At 40.7% G+C, this 21,867-nt stretch carries 18 protein-coding genes; 6 read left to right on the top strand and 12 right to left on the bottom strand.

The features are described from left to right. Nucleotides 1-133 precede the first annotated feature (133 nt). From CDC33_RS03715 to sat, 5 genes are all read right to left on the bottom strand, one after another. Nucleotides 134-1,039, bottom strand: a complete 906-nt coding sequence (locus CDC33_RS03715) for a YsnF/AvaK domain-containing protein (protein ID WP_109007348.1) — start codon at nt 1,037-1,039, stop codon at nt 134-136. A 242-nt stretch (nt 1,040-1,281) separates the two neighbouring features. After that, on the bottom strand, nt 1,282-2,175 hold the full coding sequence (locus tag CDC33_RS03720; RefSeq protein WP_109012425.1) for a DUF2382 domain-containing protein: 894 nt from the start codon (nt 2,173-2,175) through the stop codon (nt 1,282-1,284). A gap of 330 nt (nt 2,176-2,505) precedes the next feature. Further along, on the bottom strand, nt 2,506-3,348 hold the full coding sequence (locus CDC33_RS03725) for a DUF2382 domain-containing protein (RefSeq protein WP_109007349.1): 843 nt from the start codon (nt 3,346-3,348) through the stop codon (nt 2,506-2,508). Nucleotides 3,349-3,647: 299 nt separating this feature from the next. Next, nucleotides 3,648-5,756, bottom strand: coding sequence for a caspase family protein (locus tag CDC33_RS03730; RefSeq protein WP_109007350.1), 2,109 nt, complete (start codon nt 5,754-5,756; stop codon nt 3,648-3,650). A gap of 202 nt (nt 5,757-5,958) precedes the next feature. Next, nucleotides 5,959-7,137, bottom strand: coding sequence for a sulfate adenylyltransferase (gene sat, locus CDC33_RS03735; RefSeq protein WP_109007351.1), 1,179 nt, complete (start codon nt 7,135-7,137; stop codon nt 5,959-5,961). Between the two features lie 194 nt (nt 7,138-7,331). Here sat and CDC33_RS40165 point away from each other — a divergent pair, with 194 nt between their 5' ends. Next, a complete protein-coding gene (locus CDC33_RS40165) occupies nt 7,332-7,601 on the top strand; it encodes a hypothetical protein (protein WP_244919127.1) in 270 nt (89 codons plus the stop codon). Between the two features lie 320 nt (nt 7,602-7,921). Here the strand turns inward: CDC33_RS40165 and CDC33_RS03745 are convergent, their stop codons facing one another. Beyond that, on the bottom strand, nt 7,922-8,533 hold the full coding sequence (locus CDC33_RS03745) for a hypothetical protein (RefSeq protein ID WP_109007353.1): 612 nt from the start codon (nt 8,531-8,533) through the stop codon (nt 7,922-7,924). 28 nt (nt 8,534-8,561) lie between these two features. Then, a complete protein-coding gene (locus CDC33_RS03750) occupies nt 8,562-9,338 on the bottom strand; it encodes an ABC transporter permease (RefSeq protein WP_109012426.1) in 777 nt (258 codons plus the stop codon). A gap of 334 nt (nt 9,339-9,672) precedes the next feature. Between CDC33_RS03750 and CDC33_RS03755 the strand changes: the two genes are divergently transcribed. Next, nucleotides 9,673-10,821, top strand: a complete 1,149-nt coding sequence (locus CDC33_RS03755) for a DegT/DnrJ/EryC1/StrS family aminotransferase (protein ID WP_109007354.1) — start codon at nt 9,673-9,675, stop codon at nt 10,819-10,821. A 106-nt stretch (nt 10,822-10,927) separates the two neighbouring features. Here CDC33_RS03755 and CDC33_RS03760 read toward each other — a convergent pair whose 3' ends face one another. Then, the gene (locus CDC33_RS03760; protein WP_109007355.1) at nt 10,928-11,674 is read right to left on the bottom strand and encodes a DUF561 domain-containing protein; all 747 of its coding nucleotides are present in this window, start codon (nt 11,672-11,674) and stop codon (nt 10,928-10,930) included. A 263-nt stretch (nt 11,675-11,937) separates the two neighbouring features. On the opposite strand from CDC33_RS03760, the gene CDC33_RS03765 reads away from it, so the two are divergent. Beyond that, nucleotides 11,938-12,726, top strand: a complete 789-nt coding sequence (locus CDC33_RS03765) for a class I SAM-dependent methyltransferase (protein ID WP_109007356.1) — start codon at nt 11,938-11,940, stop codon at nt 12,724-12,726. 169 nt (nt 12,727-12,895) lie between these two features. Here the strand turns inward: CDC33_RS03765 and CDC33_RS03770 are convergent, their stop codons facing one another. Then, complete coding sequence (locus tag CDC33_RS03770; RefSeq protein ID WP_109007357.1) at nt 12,896-13,438, bottom strand: Uma2 family endonuclease; 543 nt, start codon at nt 13,436-13,438, stop codon at nt 12,896-12,898. 185 nt (nt 13,439-13,623) lie between these two features. After that, nucleotides 13,624-15,981, bottom strand: a complete 2,358-nt coding sequence (locus CDC33_RS03775) for a tetratricopeptide repeat protein (protein WP_109007358.1) — start codon at nt 15,979-15,981, stop codon at nt 13,624-13,626. Nucleotides 15,982-16,357: 376 nt separating this feature from the next. Between CDC33_RS03775 and CDC33_RS03780 the strand changes: the two genes are divergently transcribed. Continuing rightward, a complete protein-coding gene (locus CDC33_RS03780; RefSeq protein WP_109007359.1) occupies nt 16,358-16,630 on the top strand; it encodes a hypothetical protein in 273 nt (90 codons plus the stop codon). Between the two features lie 113 nt (nt 16,631-16,743). Continuing rightward, the gene (locus CDC33_RS03785; protein ID WP_109012427.1) at nt 16,744-16,971 is read left to right on the top strand and encodes a hypothetical protein; all 228 of its coding nucleotides are present in this window, start codon (nt 16,744-16,746) and stop codon (nt 16,969-16,971) included. Nucleotides 16,972-17,095: 124 nt separating this feature from the next. Here the strand turns inward: CDC33_RS03785 and CDC33_RS03790 are convergent, their stop codons facing one another. Further along, nucleotides 17,096-18,010, bottom strand: coding sequence for a hypothetical protein (locus CDC33_RS03790; RefSeq protein WP_244919128.1), 915 nt, complete (start codon nt 18,008-18,010; stop codon nt 17,096-17,098). Nucleotides 18,011-18,366: 356 nt separating this feature from the next. On the opposite strand from CDC33_RS03790, the gene mnmA reads away from it, so the two are divergent. Further along, nucleotides 18,367-19,422, top strand: coding sequence for a tRNA 2-thiouridine(34) synthase MnmA (gene mnmA, locus CDC33_RS03795; protein ID WP_109007360.1), 1,056 nt, complete (start codon nt 18,367-18,369; stop codon nt 19,420-19,422). A 117-nt stretch (nt 19,423-19,539) separates the two neighbouring features. On the opposite strand, the gene CDC33_RS03800 is transcribed toward mnmA, so the two are convergent. Continuing rightward, a complete protein-coding gene (locus CDC33_RS03800; protein ID WP_109007361.1) occupies nt 19,540-21,279 on the bottom strand; it encodes a hypothetical protein in 1,740 nt (579 codons plus the stop codon). Nucleotides 21,280-21,867 lie beyond the last annotated feature (588 nt).

Genomic DNA, 21,867 nt, shown 5'->3' on the forward strand with positions numbered 1-21,867 from the left:
GTATTTTGACATTCCACTTACCCACAAGGGAACGAAAATTTCAACTTTCTTTTCTTAAATCAGCAAAAAAAATAGGGTGTGCAATGCCCACCCTAACAATCAGCGAGAAACTAACTCATTTTTCAGGATTTGGTTACTGACTTTTAGAACAGCGATCAAACCACTCCTGATATTTTTTCTGGTGTGACTCATCTTCAACAGCGATGGTCACTCGCACTTGGTTGCAACCGTGATTTTGCTCTAGTGCGATCGCATTCAACAATAAACTAGCAGTCTTAGGTGAGCTAAATTCACCACTTACCATTAAACCACTACCAAAATGCTGAACCTCAAGTCTTTTTACTTCCGTTAAGTCAATGCCAGAAATTTCCTCTTGTCCTAAATCAATTTCTGCAAGTTGTTTGTGTTCTGGGCTAATTTGTTCTACAATCAACTTTTCACGCCGGACAGGAACTTGTATCATCCGGGTTTCAATTTCTTTGCGAACAATCACCTCACCAATTTTACGCTTACTGCTTTCAACAACTAGTCGTTCTTCTAGTAAATGAATAATCTGTTCTTCCGTAGCCTCATCTAAATCTACTGACTCAACTGGGCTATTTGTAGTTTGATAATTCCCTAGTTGCTCAGTTGAGTTTTCTGATAGTGTGCGTAGATGCGGAGCAACTTGCCGATAGGCATCGCCTGGTGTTTCTGTTTCTAAATATTCAGGCATATATTCGATTTCTGATTTATTTAAGTCTATGAAAACAGATTTAGTCAGCTTGTCTATTTTTTTTATTCTTTGGCTCTGCAACCGAAATAAAGAAGGATGTTTTTCAGCTAACTGCTGACCATATTCTAGAGTTTTTTGATTCACAACTAGGTTTAATCTACGATTAGCATCCACAATTAAATCATGAACTACTCCTACTAGCCGACCTTGCTGATCGAACACAGCAAAATTTTCCACCTTCTTTCTTAAATCTGCTAATGAGGTGCTAGTTTGAGAATCAGAGTTTGCCTCTCCAATGTTTTTTGTCATCGGTTGGCTATTCATAGTGCAATCTTTATGAGCTATTTTCTAGTTAGCTAAATTAAATGTATCAATCATCTAAATACCATTTAGAAAATGATTGCGATAGATGTATTTATCTAACCTATATTCAGAGAAATATTCGCAATCCAAAATCTAAAGTTGTATTAGTTATTGGAAGCACAGGTAAAGCTAATTCTACAGCCTCACCTGTACTGTGTTGAATTTATTATTAGTCATTAGTTTGCAACTAATGACTTTGTTATTTAGCGTTCTTCAATGGGAAGATTACCAGAATTGACATCTAATTCTTCACGACGCACGGTTTTTTGAGTTTCAACTGTGTCTTGATCAACTACTTTTTTAACTCTGACTTCTTCACGCAAAAATGCTTCTGTGCGAACTTCAGGAGTTTCTTCATAGATTTCTACGCGAACAACTTCGCCTTCACGGAAGTCTGCTTCGCGCCCAGAAACGGCAGTACCTGCATCTGCTGGAGTTACACGTTCAATCACAACTCGCTCTGTTTCTATTGGCACTGTAACCCGTGCAGTATCAGTCTCAACGTGCTTACCAATCGTTACTTCTCCAGTTTTTTGGCGGCGTTTGCTGGCAATCAGCCGTTCTTCATACAATCTCAGAGTTTGATGATCTTGCTCATTTAACCCATATAAAGAAGGCTCATGTTCGTAATTATAGTTATCACGATTGTAAGTTGGCGCAACCGGCTGCTGATAAGTTGTATCCACTGGCGCTGTCGCTTCCAATGGTAATGATGCATCTACAGGTTGAACGTAGTCTGCGGGTTGGCGATATACCCCACGCACCCTTTCTTCATAATCATAATCAAGGGCTTGACGCTCACTGAACTCAGGTAAATCTTCTGCTTGCTCTCTAGTCAAGCCAATTGTGTAGACACGATCAACGTTATAGTCGATACGGGCACGACCAATTGGTAGTAACACTTTTTTACCAAAAATCCAGAAGCCTAAATCAACGACTAGATAGCGGAAATGACCTTCTTCATCCACTAAAACATCGCTGACAGTACCAACTTTTTCATCAGTTCCTTGTGTATAAACGCCGAGTCCATTAAGATCGCGACCTTCAAATGTATCACGATAGTTAGGCTCAAAGTCTTGTAATTTGTAAAGTACCATTATATTTTCCTCAAAAATTTTCTTTCCCATCTCCTATTAACTAAGTTAGCCATTTAATGATTTGTTTACCTCTTTCTGGCGAATGAATTACTTTAAAAGTTAAATTATCAAAAGTTATAGATATTTTATGATAATAGAGCAAATAAATTTTACGTTTCTATATCCTTGCTTACTTAAAATGCAAATTTTTTAAAGCGTTAAATTCCCGATTTCTTTAGAAAGTCGGGAATCTTAGTTGTTTAATAAAACAACACATGCAGAGATAAAAATTAACTTTGCCTGCATGATTATTTCAGATAAATCTACCAAACAAACTTATTGGTCAGCTACTTAAATAGCCTCATGTGTAGTTGTACCATGTTCCTGAACCTGTAAATTACCCTCAGTATCAACATCTAATTCTTCTCGACGAATGGTTTCTTGTGCTTCCACAGTGTCACGTTCTACTACTTTCTTAACTCTGACTTCTTCACGCACAAAGGCTTCTTTACGTATCTCAGGCGTTTCTTCGTACACTTCTATGCGTGCTACTTCCCCTTCTTGGAACTTAAGTTCACTGGAATCTACGGTCTTTCCTGCTTCTGTTGGCACAACTCGCTCAATTATAACTCGTTCTTTTTGGATAGGTACTGTAACGCTTGCAGTGTCTGTTTCAATGTGCTTACCAACCGTTACTTCTCCAGTTTTGATGCGTTGTTTGCTGGCAATTAGTCGTTCTTCATAGAGTCTAAAAGTTTGATTCTCTTGATTATTCAACCCGTATAAAGCTGGTTCTGTTTCGTAATTATATGTATTGCGATCGTAAGTTACACCGCTATTTGGAGAACGAAATACACTACGGACATTTTCTTCGTAATCATGATCAACAACCATGTCTTCTCTATACTCGACTAAACCTTCTACTTGATGTCTGCTTAATCCATCAACATAAACGCGTTTTGCAGGATAGTCTATCCGGGAAAGACCAATTGGTAGTAATATTTTCTTACCCAAAAAATCTGAGCTTGTATCAATAACTAAATACCGAAAATGGCCATGGTCATCAACTAAAACATCCGCCACTGAGCCAACTCTGTCTCCTCCTTCAGTGTAAAGAACCAGGGATTTAACGTCGTCTCCGCCAAAAGTTTCTCTATAGTTGGGGTCAAAATGTTCAAGTTTGTGAAGAGGCATACGCTGTTTCCAGTTGATTTATAAGGTTTGTTTTATACTATAGAAAATATTTTGCTCAGTTTCCTCCTGCTGGCGACTGAATTGCAAGTTAGATATTTTTTAGTTTATAACTTAATTTTTGGTGAGATGTTGGCTAGTGCAACAGCTTGATTGTGATAAAAATGTGGACAATGACAAGCCTTAACTTCAGGATATTGCATCAAGCTAATCGGCATTTAAGTTGTATAAAGGTAGGGCTGGAGCCGCTTACTACAAGCGAATCATTCTGGAAAAATGAATGACGATTAGCTTATCCTGGTTTACACAACCTGAAAACTAAAGCTAAGACTTGCCCAATTATTCACATCTAAGATATATGAGTCGGCTGCTGTACTGTTCATCTCCGCTTTGAGGGGGCTGGCGTTATGCAAATCTTGTAATAAGGCTTGTGCAACGTCTAAGGGATTCAACAATGAACCAATCGGTTGTTGTTCGGCTGTGGAATACTTAACAGTACTCAAGGCGGCGATAGTTTCGCTAAAGGGGGCAGTACTAAAAATCATTTGTTGTTCGCAAAAGCAAGCTGGCCCTGAAATCAGCCATTCGGAAGCACTATTAGTTTGGGGTAGGGTGAGGGTTTCACCTGGGGCGATGACGACTTGTTTGAGGAGGGGCTTGGTGTCCCCAGTGTTTGGTTCTTGAGGAGTTTCCCAAGAATAGAAGGCAACTCCTGTATGATTATTGTTTAATCCCAGTAAGATTAAATATACTGAGCGATCGCTCTGGTTTTCCACTCGATATTGCATTCGACTACCGATAGGTACAATCGCAGTGGGGAGTGATTTTTTTATCGAAGTTTCAAGTTTAAAAGTTCGTATTGTTTCACGTTGCATCACCACCCGTGGTGATATACCGCTAATTATTTCTAAGGTTGCCTTGAGAGGCAAGCGCGAAGAACCTTGATTTTCTGTAAGTCGCCATAACTTAGCTGCAAACAGGGTTGATAATTTGGGCGCTAACCTTTGGGCTGTTAATTTTACTGCTTCTCCTACTTCTCCGGCGGTATTGGGAATTAGTTCGCCACCAAGAGAAAATAGACCATAACGACTAGGAATTTCCTGTAACTTGGCAAATACATAATCAGCTGGTTTTTCTCCTGCTATTACGGTGGATACATGGGAAAATCCAGCGAAGGCACTTGTTGCATCTACCCGCTCAATTCTTTCCAATCGAGTATCCAAAGCTATTGTTAAATTAATATTTCGGGGTAAAACCCGGACTGCTTCTTGGACGAGTTGCCCAACTTGTAGAGGATTTGCACCTTCAATTTTGGAAATTTGTGCTTTTGCTGTTAACCCAGTGCGCGATCGCAATACTAATTGCTCTGTTGTTGCTAGGGTGAATCGAGAATTAACTCCGTAGTATAGCAGCACTTGTGGTGGTAATCCTGCCAACCACAGATAAACTGTTTTACCGTCTTCTTCAATAGCACTCACCACGCCTTCTGCACCAATAATATTGTCTGGCACTAAAGACGTTATATCTGGATTTTCCTGACTACTTAATAATCCTGGTTGCTGTTTACTACCCAATTTGTATAGAGAATTTTCCATATACGACGAGAGGGCGACTTGAATTTTGGTAGGTGGGGTGAATTCCCACAAATACTGTGTCAAGGCGTAGGTAAATAACCCCGCATTAAAACCAGAAAATAGTCCTTCCCTTGCAGGCGGGTTTGGTTCTGAGGTAGCTGCTAAAACAATCGGAGTGCTGGATAATTTCTGAGTTTTAAGTTGTTTGAGAAAGTCGAGTTCTTCTGCTGCTAGCTTTGCTACTGACTCCTGAAGGGCGCGAATTTTTAATCCTAAGACTGGGCTAGGAGCATAATAGCTAGTATCCAATACTGCTGTTACTCGGTCTGTGGGGAGCGATCGCAATAATAGCAGTAGAGTTTCTTCTAATATATAATTGACTATTTTATCATTTTGTGCATATTCACCCACATTAACTGGCACTAAAGCATTTTGCATTGTATCTGATGATGTTTCCAATTTGACACGGCTGCCATAGCCGCTAAAGTGGAAGACGACAACATCATCGGGTTTAGCTTGCTTACCCAGGTGATCTAAAAAAGCCGCCTCAATAAATTCCCTGCTAGCTTGTTCCTCAGTTAAGGTTAAAATATCTGACCTTTGGAAACCAAAGCGGTGAATCAAAAGCTCTCTTTGTAAATCCACATCCGTCAGACAACCACTGAGGGATGGAATTTGTGGGTATTGGTTAATACCTATTAACAACGCCAACTTACGCGGGCTGGGTTGTGCCAAAGCCTGATAATAGCGATTTCCCAAAGACAACCACTCAGCTTCAGCTATCCCCAATACCGCAAGTATTGAGCCAATTCTGTTTAAAAACGTGCGCCGTTCCATAATTAGCTATCAGCCCTCAGCCATCAGTTAGCAGCTTACAGGGCTGAACTCTGTATTGTAAAGTTACAAAAGTGTGGGGAGTAAGGGAGTGGGGAGTGGGGAGTGGGGAGTGGGGGAAGAATAACTATTAATTATTTACCAATGCCCAATGCCCAATGCCCAATGCCCAATGCCCAATACCCAATACCCAATGCCCAATGCCCTAAACCGATACCTCTATCCGCATTGCCCGCGCTAACTCTGTCGCCACCTCTGGACGGGAAAATTCTGGTGGAGGTAATTCACCACGCCGCAGCATTTCTCGGACTTTTGTTCCCGATAGATGGATGCGTTCTTCTGGCCTGCTGGGACTAGTTTTAGATGTTGCCATCTGCTTAGTGCGCGTGCAGTAGAAAGCGTGTTCAAATTTCATCGGCACAATGCCCAATTCACCTGGGGCAAATTCATCAAAGATGTGTTGAGCATCGTAAGTGCCATAATAGTCACCAACGCCAGCATGATCCCGTCCGACAATAAAGTGAGTACAGCCGTAGTTTTTGCGGACTAAAGCATGGAATATCGCTTCACGAGGCCCAGCATAGCGCATTGCGGCTGGATTTATTGCCAAAGTTACCCGGTCTAAGGGGTAGTAGTGTTCCAGCAAAATTTCATAGCAACGCATCCGCACATCAGCAGCGATATCATCTTCTTTTGTTGCTCCAACTAATGGGTGCAAAAATAGACCATCAACAATTTCTAAAGCGCACTTTTGAATATATTCATGGGCGCGGTGGATGGGGTTGCGAGTTTGAAAGCCAACGATGGTTTTCCAACCTTTGTCTCTAAATAGTTGCCGTGAGCCAGCTGGATCAATTTGATAAGTGGGAAACTGGGGATGAGGTTCGCGTTGCAACAACCAAATATCACCCGCCAGGTGTACATTACCTTGGTTATAGAGTACCTGCACGCCTGGATGTTTAGCATCATCAGTGCGGTAGACATTTATGGCTTCGCGGGTTTTGTCGTAGTTATATTTTTGGGTGAGTTGTAAAACCCCAATAAATTCGCCTCTGGAGTTATCCAGACGGATTAAACCGCCTTCTTGCAACGGGGAAGCTACTTCTTCGCTTACCGATAGTGTAATCGGGATTGACCATACAAGACCATTGGCTAATCGCATTTCTGTAACAGTGCGATCGTAGTCTTCTTGGTTCATAAAACCCGTGAGTGGACTAAAAGCACCGATCGCAATCATTTCTACATCAGAAACGGCGCGATCGTCTAGTTGCACTCGCGGCAAAAAGTCAGCTTTTGAAAGAAACTCTGCTCTTTGTTCTGGTGTGGCGATACGGTTAACTAACTGTCCACCGTGCGGGGCTATGGCATCTGGATTGTGACTCAACGTAATCCCCTCTTTGTATTAACTGTTATTGTTTCAGATTATGTACTAACTTATCAAATGCTGGTACGTAGAGAAAAAGAGTTTAAGGAATGGAGTCATATTTTTGCAACTAGCCTCTAAGCGATCTGATTAGGTTACGCTAAAGCTAATCCAGCCTCAAGTTTCAGAATAGTTCCTTTATAAGGAAAATGCTTATGACTGCTGTATCCCCCGTTGTTAAACCTGTTAGCCAAATGCGGCTAGCGCCTGGTAGTACAGTGAATATCGAGGATATCAGTTGGGAGGAATTTGAGTCTATTTTGCAAGAACTGGGGGAAAAGCGATCGCTACGAGTTGCTTACAGCAAGTCTACGTTAGAAATTATGGTTAGAGAGTACGTAAGGATTGCTGAAAAAGAAAATGTCCTGTTTGTAACTATGTACCAAAACCAGATCCCCGACTTCTTCAAGAAGTCGGGGATCTAAATCCAGATTAAGCAAGTATCATTCAGCCGTAAAATGCCTCTATAATTTAAGAATCTATACTTACAGCTTACTTGATATAGGAATCCGGTTTGATTTCTGAAAATATACGTAGGATGTGTTAGCACGGAGAGTACGGCATCAAACTCGTGTTCATAGTGCGTTACGAACTCCGTTCTAACACACTCTACAATACTTAATTTCGTTCAAAAATCAAATAGTAATCCTATACTAAACTTATTAGCTTAAATGTTATATTAGTCCACACAATTTACGCATCTAACCAAAAAATAACTCTAATTTTATCGGGATAACACACGATATTATTGGTTTTGTATTTTTAATTCACATTGTTGAAAAATATAATTAACAGCCGCAAATAATTTATCTAAATCTTGAATTACATACAAATTTCTATTCCGAGTAAACACATCAGCAATCAATTTTCCGAATTGCCATATTTTACCGTTAGAAACAATCCCAAAAATATCGCTGGTAAAATCATCATTAATTCGCTGCACTGCGATCATTTCAGCTAAACACTGACCCCAGCCTTCTTCAAATTTGTCTTGTTTAGCTTCAACTGTCAAAAAATAAGGTTTATCAAAAACAATCGTACCTAGAGGATTTCGTTGTGTTACTGTATAATCTGGAACGCCTGATAAATCTTCATCATAAGCTAATGTTTCATGACTCCAAAGTGTTAATTTACTTCGGTAATTTTTCCATACTTCTTTCAATACTGGATAGATGAGATTTTCACAAATAGCATCTTCAGAATTATCAATAACTCCATCTATAAATAGCAAATCTAATTCTTCTTTAAAAGACTGTTTAACTGGAAAATCCACTTCCAGTATAAAATTAGACTGTACATATTTGATTTGAAATTTTTTAATTACTGCGCTAATACTTTTGTAATTACTAAATGCCATTTTAATTTACCTTTTATTAAAAATGTCATTACCTGACTAACTGCGCGGCAGAATTGAAAAATTGACGACACAACCCCTTTGTGACTAAAAGTGTTGTCAACAAATTAGCGAAAGCAACCATAAATATAATTAAAACTTCGTAGGATACAGCATCCAAAGGTTTCACACCAGCTAATAGCTGTCCGGTGGTAATTCCTGGTATTGCCACCATACCGATAAGAAGCATTTGATTGAGAGTCGGAATCAATCCGGCTCTGATGGCATCTTTGCGATATTGGCTAACTGCTTGCTGGGGCGTTGCACCTAAGCTCAAATGGGTTTCTATTTCGAGATGGCTGGAATTAATGGTGCTGACAAGACGTTCGCCTGCGATCGCGGCTGCATTAGTAGCATTACCTAAGACTATCCCTGCAAGGGGAATTACATACTGTGGTTCATACCATCTTTCTGGTTGAATGATCAAGAAGTTGGTGTAAAGCACTGTCAGGGCGGTACTAATTAAAATTGCACCCCACACTAAAGGCAATACATAAGGAATTTTTTGGCTGATCCGATTTCGTGCGACAATCGCCGTAATTGTCAGCATTATTGTTAATATCGCCAAAACTGCCCAAGCATTGTCCAAAGCCAAGATGAAATCTAAAATGTATCCCAATACAAGTAGTTGTAAAATGGTTCTCCCAGCAGCAAGGGCTAAATTTAACTCTAGTCCTAATTTCTCCCAGGCAGATAAACCAATAGCGATCGCCATCAATCCCACAGCAATAGCTAAATCCACGAAATCCAGCTTGATCAACTCCTGCATGGGTTCTCTATCTCCATCTCCTGGTATTTCCTTTTCAAAACAGTCCACACAAGAGGAACTTTGATCCGATGTGTTGGATCTTGGTTGACATATATCACCTTTATCAATGCAAATTTCAAAAATGGTACAACCTTAACATGGCAAACACCTAGTATGCTTATTATCTGTAAATTAAATGTACGGTAGTTTCTGGCGCCACAATTTAAGTAAAAACCCTAATAGATGCGTATCTTGGGCGATAGTCTTTTAGTAGCTCCTTTTTGATTAACAATTCAATTAGCAAAAATTGACTCTCGAAGTGCATCTTTTGTATCTCCCAATAAAATAAGAACTCATGATCCAAAGTGTAAATCCTATCCCTGCCTTTGATATCAAGCAGCAATACACCACCATTGAAGCAGAAGTAAGTACAGCTGTCTTAGAGGTTCTGGCTTCTGGCCGCTATATCGGTGGCCCCTTAGTCGAAGGCTTTGAGCAACAGTTTGCTGCCTATAATACTGTCACTGAATGTGTGGCTTGTAATTCTGGTACTGATGCGCTCTACTTAGCGTTACGAGTGTTGGACATTGGTGCAGGCGATGAAGTGATTACAACGCCTTTCACCTTTATTGCTACGTCTGAAGTAATCAGCGCCGTGGGTGCAAAGCCTGTTTTCGTTGATATTGACGCTACTACGTTTAATTTGGATGTGGAGCAAGTAGCGACGGCGATTACACCCAAAACTAAAGCGATTATCCCGGTTCACCTATTTGGACAACCTGTGGATATGACATCATTGATGGCGATCGCTCAGTCTCACAATTTGGCAATCATTGAAGATTGCGCTCAGTCTACAGGGTCAAGGTGGGCTGATCAAAAAGTCGGAAGCATTGGACATATTGGTTGCTTTAGTTTTTATCCTACCAAAAATCTTGGTGGTTGCGGCGATGGCGGCGCAATAACGACTAATGACCCTGCGATCGCCACTAAACTGCGAATACTACGAGATCATGGTAGTAGAATTAGATATTTACATGAAGAAATCGGTGTAAATAGCCGCTTAGATGCTCTCCAAGCAGCTATTTTGCAAATTAAGCTACGTTATTTAGATATTTGGAACAATCGCCGACGAGATATCGCCAACTATTACTATCAGTTCCTTAGTCAAGTTCCGGGGATTGTCCCACCGCAAGAATTACCTGAAGGTATTGGGGTATGGAATCAATACACTATTCGCATATCAGGCGAAGGGCGAAATGGTTCTAGCGCCAAATATCGAGATTGGGTGCGTAGTCAATTGCAAGAAAAGGGCGTGAGTTCAATGATTTACTACCCCCACCCTTTACATTTACAACCAGTTTATCAAAGCCTGGGCTATCAAATTGGGGACTTACCAATAGCAGAGCAAGCTTGCCATGAAGTTATATCCTTGCCTATGTACCCAGAACTGACACAACAACAGCAAGATCAGGTGATTTATGCGTTGAAGGATTGTTTGGGGTGAGGGAGCAGGGGGAGCAGGGGGAGCAGGGGAAGATGAGGGAGAAAAGCACGCAAGAAGTAAATTTTTACCATTACTTCCTCATTCTCCTCATCTCCCTCATCAAGTACTAAGCGATCGCGCGGTTGCTAGCAGTCGCTAAAGCTTCTACTAAGCCACGCACAGCAGCAATCATTGCCACTTCGCTATTGAGTTGGTTGATGGCGGAACCAACACCAACACCAGCAGCACCAGCTGCGATCGCTAATGGTGCGGTAACGTTAGAAATGCCTGAAGCACACAATACTGGTACTGACACCACACGGGAAATCTCAAAAGCTGCTGCTAAGGTGGGAGCAGCTTTTTCAATTAATCCTAGAGTTCCAGGGTGAAGTGGGTTACTGCTAGTACCGCCTTCGGTTTGGATAATATCTGCTCCAGCTCTCACCAGTTCTTCTGCTAACTGTACCTGTTGATCTAGTTCCAAAATGTGGGGAACGGTGACAGATAGGGTGATTTCGGGTAGGAGAGCGCGGGTTTGCTTAGTCAGCGCTAGCACTTCTGGAGCCTCAAAGCGGCGTCCTTGAGCATAGAAGGAATCGAAATTCCCGATTTCAATTAAATCAGCACCAGCTGCGACAGCTTGCACAAACTTCTCTGGCTCTACTGCTGATACACAAATTGGTAGATTTGTCAAACTTTTAGCTAGCTGTACCAAGGCTGCATCGGCGGCGATATCGACAAAAGTAGCACCGCCAAATTCAGCAGCTTTAACAGTAGCAGCGACGCTAGCAGCATCGAAGTTATTCAAACCGCTAATCACTTTCAGGACGCGGCGGTTAGTAAATGCACGTTGGAGTGTGGAATGCATCGTCATAGTTTGGCTTTTAAAGCTACGAAAATTAGGTATATTCTACCGTTCCTTAGTTGATCGGCGACTAAATCACTATGGCACTTGCCAAATCTTGATAGTTTTATCCTTTTTCTCAGATTAGCGTAGTTTACCGCCGCAGGCATCGCTATATTGTAAAATTTTGCTCTTGGAGTTTACTTTGCCAGTTCGGCTAGGTATTAAATGCAGCATTATTTTAACAGATGCATCTGTGAAAATAATTAAGTTATTGTTTTCAGGAGAAAGATATGACTGAAGAAATAATGGCAAACTTTGATGATAAAGAAATATTTGAAATCTGGGATAATAGAGCTAAAGACTGGGATATTCAAGTTGGCGACGATGGCGACAGCAATCGAATTCTGAACTCAGATCCAGTACTATGGAGTTTCGCTGGTAATGTTGCAGGATTGTCTGTCCTAGATGCTGGTTGTGGCACAGGATATCTAGCACGCCAACTTTGCCTTAAAGGGGCCAGTGTAACTGGTATAGATTTTTCTCCTCAGATGATAGAAATTGCCCAATTCAGAGCTAGCCAAAATAATCTAGATATAGATTTTCATTTGGATTCATGCACTGAACTCAAGTCGCTTCCAGATGAGCAATTTGATATGATCGTCTCGAATTATGTTCTTATGGATTTGCTTGATCTCGAAGGAGCAATAAGGGCATTCAATCGTGTTCTTAAGCCTAGTGGTGTTGCAATCCTGGTTTTCTCACATCCTTGCTTTCCCCAAGGCAGCCCGACAACTGTAAATGAGGATGGAACGGTTTTTTATGGTTGGGCTTCTTCTTACTTTGAAAGGACACAACGCAACGAACAACCTTGGAACCATTTTACAACACCATTTATCTGGTTTCACCGTCCTCTTTCCGATTACTGGAAAGCTTTCAAGGCAGCAGGTTTTTCTGTGGACGAATTTGAAGAACCAAGAATTACCCCAGAGCGATATCATCTTGTAGAAAACGACCGGAAGCTTTTCAAGTGCAAAACACTCCCTTATTCGGTAGTTTTTAAACTCCTAAAGGTTAAATAATTCGTAATTTGTAATGACGCTTTCTACGAGACGCTGTGCGTAGCTTGCAACTCTTACAGAGTACGCAGACTCGCTTTGCGCGTCGCTAACGTAATTAAGTTTTGTAATGAAAATTTAGATCCCTATGTTTAAATATGGGTTCCTTTTTCCCGTGTTTTTCATCACTATCCTAGTCAAACTCTGGAGGCCACAAATCTGCAATTGGTACTTCCCATCCTGGGAGCAGTTCGGGAACTGTTAAAATATCACCATCACGAAGTATTATTGCTTCTTGTCCAAAGTTGTAAAGTTCAACAATCCGCTCATCTGGATTGAGCAAAATTCCTACTTTAGTTCCCAAACTCAGAAATTCTTGAATCTTGGCTCTGAGATCCTCTAAATTATCACTAGGGGACTTCACCTCTACAGTCAAATCGGGAGCCAATTGAGCAAAAGACTTCGGACTGCGACGCAAGCGTTCGGCTAAAACAAATGAGGCATCCGGTGCGCGTAAATTTGAATTTGGCAACCTGAAACCGGCGCTAGAAGCTGCTGTTCGTCCCAGTTTGCGCGGTCTAACCCAGTTACGTAACTGGGCTACCATTTCAGCTGCGACCTCATCTGACTCGTATCCTGATGGACTCATAACAATAATATTACCCTTGACTAGTTCCATGCGATAGTCGGGATGCTGTTGCTGCATTTGTTCCAAGTCTTCAAGCGTCAGGGACATAAAACCTCTCTATGAGCGATCGCTTTCTTTTGCCTAGAATTACTATACCGTAATACTTATAGACCTCTCTAGAAGCGATCGCCCCATTCTCCAGTCATAGCCAAACCTGTCACTCCAAAGACTTCCTATGTTTTGCTATATAACGTCAGTTGGGAATGGATGAAGGTAAAATCTAATATCATTGCTTATTTTTCAAAACACTCCATTGCTGTTTGTACTTTCTCAACTTGCTTGGGTGCTTGCATTTCGTTAAAAAGTGCGATCGCTTGCATAAACTTTCCCTTACTATTCTCAATTTCACCCATTTGTTGATAAGTTAATGCCAATTGATAGTAAGCTTCTGCTAAATTAGATTTCGCGCCTATTTTATTCAAAATTTCTATTGCTTCTGCATGATGGAAAAGTGCCCTAGCAAATTCTCGCTCTTCTCTATATAACCCAGCTAAACAAGTTATAGCTTTAGCCTTAAGCTGAGTAAAGTTGTTTTCTTCAGAAGAAGATATAGCTCTTTGGCATAACTCAAAAGATTTTTTAATATTACCTAAATTCTTGTAGGTTAAACATAGGTTTATTAAGCTATGTCCCATTCCCCATAAAGTCACTTTAGTTGATGAAGATATTGCAGACAAGGCATCTTCAGCAATATAAAAAGCTTCCTCTCTAAAGTTAGAACATGATTTAACTAAAGCCAAGCAGCACTGAGCATAAGCCATATAATTGTCAAGATTTTTATCTTGTTCAGCTAAGTTACAAACCGATTTGAAACAATCTTCGGCTGCTTCCATTTCTAATAAATCAAGTTTGCAGAGTCCTGTATTGAACATCATAGATATTTTTATTAGCTTAATATCTAAAGTGTCTAATATTTCTTCTGATTTTTTATAGCAATCTATAGCTTCTCTAATACATCCGATAATTCGATATGTATAGCCTAGTATATTGTAAAGTTTAATCAGTCTTTCTTGCGATTTTACATCGTCTATTATTCGTTTAATGACAGAGAAATTTTTCTGGAGCAGTCCTAGCTGATAAAACGAGCAACCCAAAGGCAAACCTATAGTCCACTGTTCACCTCGCCCTTGTAAAATTACATCACCAGCCTGCTCAAAATCATTAATTTCTACATAGTGATAGTAAGCTTCTAAAGCGGTTAATGCATCTGTGATATCTTTGATGGCTGTAACTCTTTGTGTCCAATATTCTGCGGCTTTTCGGTTTACTAATTCCCATTCTTCACTGACTAATCTTAATCTACTGATTGCTTCATACTGAATTACCGGATGCAGCCAATATTGTCCCTTTTTGGCTTCTATTAAAGACAAATCTTGCAGAGCTTTAATTACACCTCTACGTTTTTTTTCTGGTACATCCCAAAGCAAACATAAAACTCCTTCAATAGGTAATGAAGGAATATCTTGATAACGATAGCATCCTAAACGACACAGGAGACGATAGGCTTCTAAGTCATTTTTTTGGAGACGGTTAAATTGACTAGCGACTAAATCTTTTAACTCTCTTTCCATTAATAAATCTGTACAGTTTTCCTGCCAATAGGCGTGTATATCACCAGAAAAATCTGTCAATATTGCTCCTCGGAGAATTTGCATAGCTTTGGCGTTACCTCCATAAGCTCTGCACATTTCACTGAGAATAGTACAATCACAATTAATGTGGCAACTGCTGAAAAACTCCCGCCATGCTTCATCATCTAAACCTTCGAGTGGATAGAGATGAACTTCTACACTAGACTCGCGCAAACGCTCACGACTTGTTACTAAAGTAACTGAATGCACATCTGAATCTGCTAATACTCTTAATAGCTCAACATAAGGGCGACGATATTCTAGGAACTTGCCATTTTGATCGAGAGCAGTTTCTAGATTATCGATAAATACCCCAATTTTAGATGTTTGTTCTCGCAGTTTGCGCCGTAGTCGTTCTAAGCTGATACCAAAGTCTCCTCCTGGCTCTTCGTTAAAGTATCGCCGTAGCCATTCTTCAACTACACTCTCTACAGGAGTCAGGTTTTGGATTTCTGTAGCCATCCACAGTTCTAGGACAAAATTAAATTTTTGACTTTTAAAATATTTACGTGCTAATCTGGTTTTGCCAATACCACCTTCACCTTGGATAAGGATAACTTTTTGTCCCCGATTGACTAAGGTGTGGAGTTCGGCTATTTGGCGATCGCGCCCCACAAAGTTAGAATCTAAATCTTGGGGTTTAGTGCCATTCGCCGCTAGATTTGGAATCTGGGAAACTTTTTGCGACTGTTGAGTTGTTCTAAATCTCTGAATCACACCTTGGAAAGTAGATTTTGAGACTTTTGATTCAAACACTTTAGAGAGTAACTGCCAAAGTTCTGCACCAACTGCTTTTAAATGCGCTTCTGTATAACCACGGCTGTCAGCTATATCCTGGTAAGTCCGCTTTTCATCCTCCCATAAATTACGCAAGATAATTCTTTGAGTTTTATCTAAGTGTTCCCCCGTTTTGAGAAAAACCAAGTTATCCACAAACGCTAAGGCTTCTTCTGCACCCATTTGCTAACTTGATGTATCATTTTTAGTTCATTATAGCCATATTTTTACTACTTCTTCCTACCCGCCATACTACAAAATACTTTTTCCTACTCGGTAGGGAATTTACTTTATCCGACTGCGAAGCATTCTGGACTGTATTACTCTTGTAAGTAATACAGGCGAAGTTAAGTTAAGCGCCAAGAAAAGGTGGTTGAGGAGAGATTTAGAGAGCGTTACTACTGCAAGCTTAGTAAATCACACATATTACTTGTTACTGTTCGATATCAATTACTCATGAAAGTGGTGTCTACTAAACAGGCAGTGAGTATTAACTAACTAGATTCTGTAGAGCATATTTACAACTCAGTATGTAAACCATCATCCTACAGGAGGTTCAATGATATTAGACAGAGATTGTCATCATGATTGCAATCAAAATCAGTGCCCCTTTGCCCAAGACACACGAAACCCCAATAGATATGTTTGTCTCAAATGTGGTGTTGAGCGAGAAATAAATAAGTATTCCTCTGGTTTCGGCTCGTTTTTGCTGCTGTTGTTGGGCTTGTTTATTTCCTTCCAACTATTAGCTAATTATGAAAAGCAAAACAATCCACAAAGGCAACAACAGTCTTTGAATAATTTACCCAAACAGGTGAATATCGACGTGTAAAACTAATCTTCAGGCTGGGCACGATTTCCCATGTCCTTCTTTTTTAAATGGGTAATGGGAAATCAAAAATAATATTCACTGCTAAAAAATTGGCTACTTTCGTGAGTAAAATTATGGACTCAAATCAAGATACGCTTCTATTTCGCTTTGCTTCTAAATCCTTGAAATATTTCTTGCTGGTGCTATTTGGCATTGCGATCGCCTATGTTCTATCTAGTGGTTTAGGTATTTTACAAATCATACCCATACTGTTGTACCTTTTACAACAGTTTTTGCTTCCACTGGGAATTATCCTGTTGTGTTTAATTACAACAGCAGTAATTATTGAATCCCTGCGTTAAGAATCTAGGAAGTGGGGAGTGGGGAGTTATGAATTACGGCAGTTTTCTTTCTAGACTACGAAGACAGCCAGTAGTGTACTACTCCAAACTCTTGTACAGACGCGATTAATCGCGTCTGTCTTCTTTACTTTCCGTAGTAAACCCTGGCATTTTTGTATCCTATATTTCGCAGATATTTATTCCATTCTCCAGCTTGGAATTGATCAGAGAAAGGCCCTATTGCTACGTGTGGCCCTCGTGGTTGCGTCCTTTCGAGGACTCCGCCAGATCGTCCTAAATCTTGGCTAAATCGGGCTAGATTCTGCCTAATTTGTTCTGCGATCGCAGGTAACTGTTCTTGAGTAGTCGGAATCACAACATAATATCTAGAGAATTGCTTGGGAGGATTTATATTATTGCGATCGCCTCCAAAGATTCCATTACCTACATCTATTTCCTGTCCATTACCGAAGCTGATAATTCGGGCGTTATATATGCCTCGTGACTGTAACTCATTCACCCGTTGTTGGGCGTTAGATACTCTGTTAAAAACACCTGATTGAATTACATTCCGTCCTTGGTATTGACGAATGTAAGCACTAGGTTCAATCTGACGAATTGCTTGTAGTGTCTGAAAATCATCACCATCTACGTAAACTAAGTAGCGCTCAAAGTTCTGGTTATATTGACTAAACTGTGGAGGTTGAGAGGGCTGAAAGTTCGGTACAAACTGATTATTTTGTAATGGTTGGGAAGGCTGAAAATCCTGACCATAATGATTGTTTTGCAATGGTTGGGAGGGCTGAAAATCCTGCTCATACTGATTGTTTTGTAATGGTTCGGCCGGTTGTAACTGCGGTGATGGCTGTTGACCAAAGGGAATTGGCGGTGGCGGTAAAATTTCACCGACTCCTTGAGCTAGTAACACTTTGTTGTTGGAAATCAGCAGTAACCATCCTCCCACTAACAACAGGAGAAGTTTTATAGTGGGCTTCCAACCTTTAAAACTTCGACGCAGCATCTGAAATGGGATAAATTGACTTGGTAATCCTCTCGACATAGTACTTTAGAAAGTAGTCAAAGTATTTTTAAATAATTTCCATCAAGAACTAATTAGTTCACCGTTGTAGCAACTATATAGCGTTAACCTAAAATTAGCTCATCTGCGTGGCAAAAATACATCTGTAATTAATCTTAGATAAGGTTGATAGAAGAGTGAACAGCAATGTCTACGATGACCTATGACGCTTGTTCGCGCTGCCGTAGACAAGACTCGCTAACGCTTATCTACGAGACGCTACGCGAACGCTATCGGCGTCGCTCCTTCAGCTAGCTTAAAACTGAAGTGCTTTGGTAGCAAGGCAATGAAAGAGTGTGTGCTACAATTGGACAACCACGCAGCTTGTCGTGCTTTGTATGAAAAAAGTCGTCGTTGGTCTTTCTGGTGGCGTTGACAGTTCCACCGCCGCAGCTATCCTGCACCATCAGGGCTATGAAGTAATTGGTTTGACTCTTTGGCTAATGAAAGGCAAAGGTCAATGTTGCTCTGAAGGTATGATCGACGCGGCTGAACTCTGTGAACAACTGGGCGTTCCCCATCAGGTTGTGGATATTCGGGATCTGTTTCAGACGCATATTGTCGATTACCTAGTAACTGGCTACAGTGCTGGAATCACGCCTTTGCCTTGCTCACAGTGCAATAAAACGGTGAAGTTTGGGCCAATGGTGCAGTATGCTCGTGAAGAATTGGGGTGCGATCGCATTGCCACTGGTCATTATGCCCGAATTAGCTATGACGAAGCAACTGGACGTTACCAATTATTAAGGGCTGTTGACCGCAACAAAGACCAGTCATACTTTCTTTATGATTTGTCTCAAGATTTACTTGCAGCAACTATATTTCCTTTGGGCGAACTAGAAAAAACTGACACCCGCCGCATTGCTACTGAATACGGACTGAAAACTGCTGACAAGCCAGAAAGTCAAGACTTATGCTTAGTGGAAAGTAACGGTTCCATGCGGGCATTTTTGGATAAATATTTAGCTCCCAAAACAGGCGATATTGTCGATGTCACAGGCAAAATTTTGGGACAGCATGATGGTGTCCATCACTACACCATTGGCCAGCGCAAAGGTTTGGGAATTGCAGCTGCCGAACCGTTATATGTGATTGAATTAGATGCAGAAAATAATAAAGTAGTAGTAGGCGATCGCACTAAGGTAACTCAGCCAGAATGCACTGTAGGGCGGGTAAATTGGGTTTCTATTGCTGAACCATCTACCCCAATTCATGCCCAAGTGCAAATTCGCTATCGTTCAACGGCTACACCAGTGACGGTGATTCCGTTAGAAAACTCCCGTGTGCGTTTGGTGTTTGATGAACCCCAATTCAGCATCACTCCCGGACAAGCGGCGGTGTGGTATGACGGGGAAAAAGTGTTAGGTGGCGGAATTATTGAGCAGTTTAGTTAATAAAAACTCTTACGCTGTTTTGCGATAAAGTAAAACTACCCTTCCTCGCTTGTAAGGAAGGGTATTTTTATTTTTAAATGGGCCTCATATACTCCTAACTCTTCACTTCTAACTTTTCTACCCGCCTAAAGTCCGCGTATAAATTACCTGACCTTGGGAATCATAAAGGAAAAGAGAGAGGCTGGCATTATCACTAATTACAGCTAAGGCTTCCCGTAAGATTTGCAAGTGATTGGTAACGTCAACAGCAGTATCCGAATTCTTAGAATAAGGAGTAGCTAAGTTATTTTGCCTTATTTGGTCATACTCAGGAGTTAGCCGGACAATAATTCCTGCATTGTCTATGCTAAAGGTGCAAATCCGAATTCCATTAATACAGGTTTTATCTAAGTCAGTGCGGGTTTGTTGCAAACTACTAATAACTTGTACTTTTTCTTGTGCTTGTTTGAGGGCTGTTGAGTAGGGTTCGATGAGAGACTGAGCCTGAGTGTAGTACAAGCTATCTTGGGAAATCTTTTTAGTAGTTTGCAAAGCCTGATCCCAGTATATTGCTGCTGCTTGCCATTGATTTTGTTGCTCATAGACTTTGGCTTGCTTGGCAGTGCTAAGGGCTTGTTGGTAGGCTTTAACAGCTAATCGTTCTTTAGTAGCGCGATCGCGTGCCGCTACTAATTTAGGTTTATAATCTACCAACAGCTTTTCGGCTTCTTGGTATCCAGGGTTAGTTAAAGGAATGCTATTCAAGGCATTAATAGCCACCAGCCAAGTAGACTGCACCTTTTGCCAGTCATTCAAAGATTTAGCAGTAGCTTCCTGATTCTCGGCTGCACTAGCTACAGCTTTTGCTGCCGTTAGTTTTTTTAGCCATTTTTCCTCCGTAACTATCTGCTGATTTACGGCGTGCAAACGGACACGATAATTAAGTAATTTTCCTTGCACCAGTCCATAAAGTTCACTACTGGAATTTATAGTTTCTAGTGGCGCTATAGCCTGTCGCCATAGGTGTTGCCTAGCTTGTAATTCCTCTAGGCTAGATGCAGGAGTTTGAACTTTTTGTGTCGCCAAAGATCCGGTTTCCAAAGCCTTGACTACCTGGCTGATTTTTTCTGACCGTCCAGACAAACTTGCTTTTAATTCTTCTGATACCTGGTAACGAGGCGACCAACTAGGAATTACATTCAAGGCTGCACTAGCTACCGCAAGTTGTTGTTGTACAGCTACTAATTCTTTTTCAGACTTGGCGCGGCGCAACATTTGCGGGGATTCTGTTTTTAATTGCTCGGCATTTTGTATTTCTTTACACTCGGACATCACACAAGGGCGAGTCAATAAGTAAGCACCGCCGCCTAAAACTATAACTCCCACCAAAGCTGCACCCAGTAAGATGGATTGGATTTGAGATGCTGGCTTTGAAGTCAGTAAATTCGGCGCATCTGCAAACGGATCAAACAGTTCCTCCTCAATCTTATCGATTGATGGAGAATAGGTCAGAGCTGATGAAGAAAGGGTAGAAAAGTATTGCCCCCCTTCCCCTACTTCCTCATCTCCCCATCCCCCCGTCTGCTTCAGAGCCAAGAAACATTTCGCATAAGGGAGTTGTTCACCAAAAACTCTCAGGAAACATTGCACTCGCCGTTCTCTGTGGGGTGCTAGAGACTGAAGTACTTCCTCAATTACTGCAAAGATTATCTGAGTATCAACTATTACATCTGATTCGTGTTGCGTTAAAATCATTAACTCGTCTTTATTGACGGCACACTTAACCTCGAATTCAGCCGTTGAGACTTCTGCAAGCAATTGTTCCTGCAAAGTTTTGGCTAAAAGCTGTAAATCTTCCTGCTGGACTGCTACTTTCATAGAGCTTTCCCGCTTAATTTCTATATTGTTTTGATTATTTTTAAGAGAATGAAATGAACTTTTTAGCTTTGTTGAATGCAAATGCACAGTTTAACCAACCACAGCCTGAAAATCTAAACGACCAACGTTCTAACACACATTCGGAGTTTTCACCAAAAATAAAAAAGTAATTATTGTTCGCGTTGCTACATTTTCATAGTGCTAGATGCAAAGTTAAATTATCTGTCTTCAGATGTAAATTACAAATAAAAAATGGGAATAATAGAATTTTTAAGTATTTTAACTGCATTATTTCGGGACAATAAAATACAGAGGAGCTAATATTCTGCAAAATTCTAGTTGTAGGGCAGTTGTAACAAATTTATCCAAAGGTTAAGTAAACAATGCTAAGTCACAGGGTTTTGACAGAAATGGTAGTTATCTTCTATGCTAGGAAACTTACTGAAGAGATAAATTACATGTTGTGACTCTAGCACCAAGAGGTTGGCTATCAAAATTAATCTGCCTCATTGGCTGAAATCGATAAAATTGATTGGTGAAAAATAAATTTTTATAGCTGCCAAAAGCTTAAATTTTAAAATAAAAGTG

Source organism: Nostoc commune NIES-4072, assembly GCF_003113895.1.
GTDB lineage: Bacteria > Cyanobacteriota > Cyanobacteriia > Cyanobacteriales > Nostocaceae > Nostoc > Nostoc commune.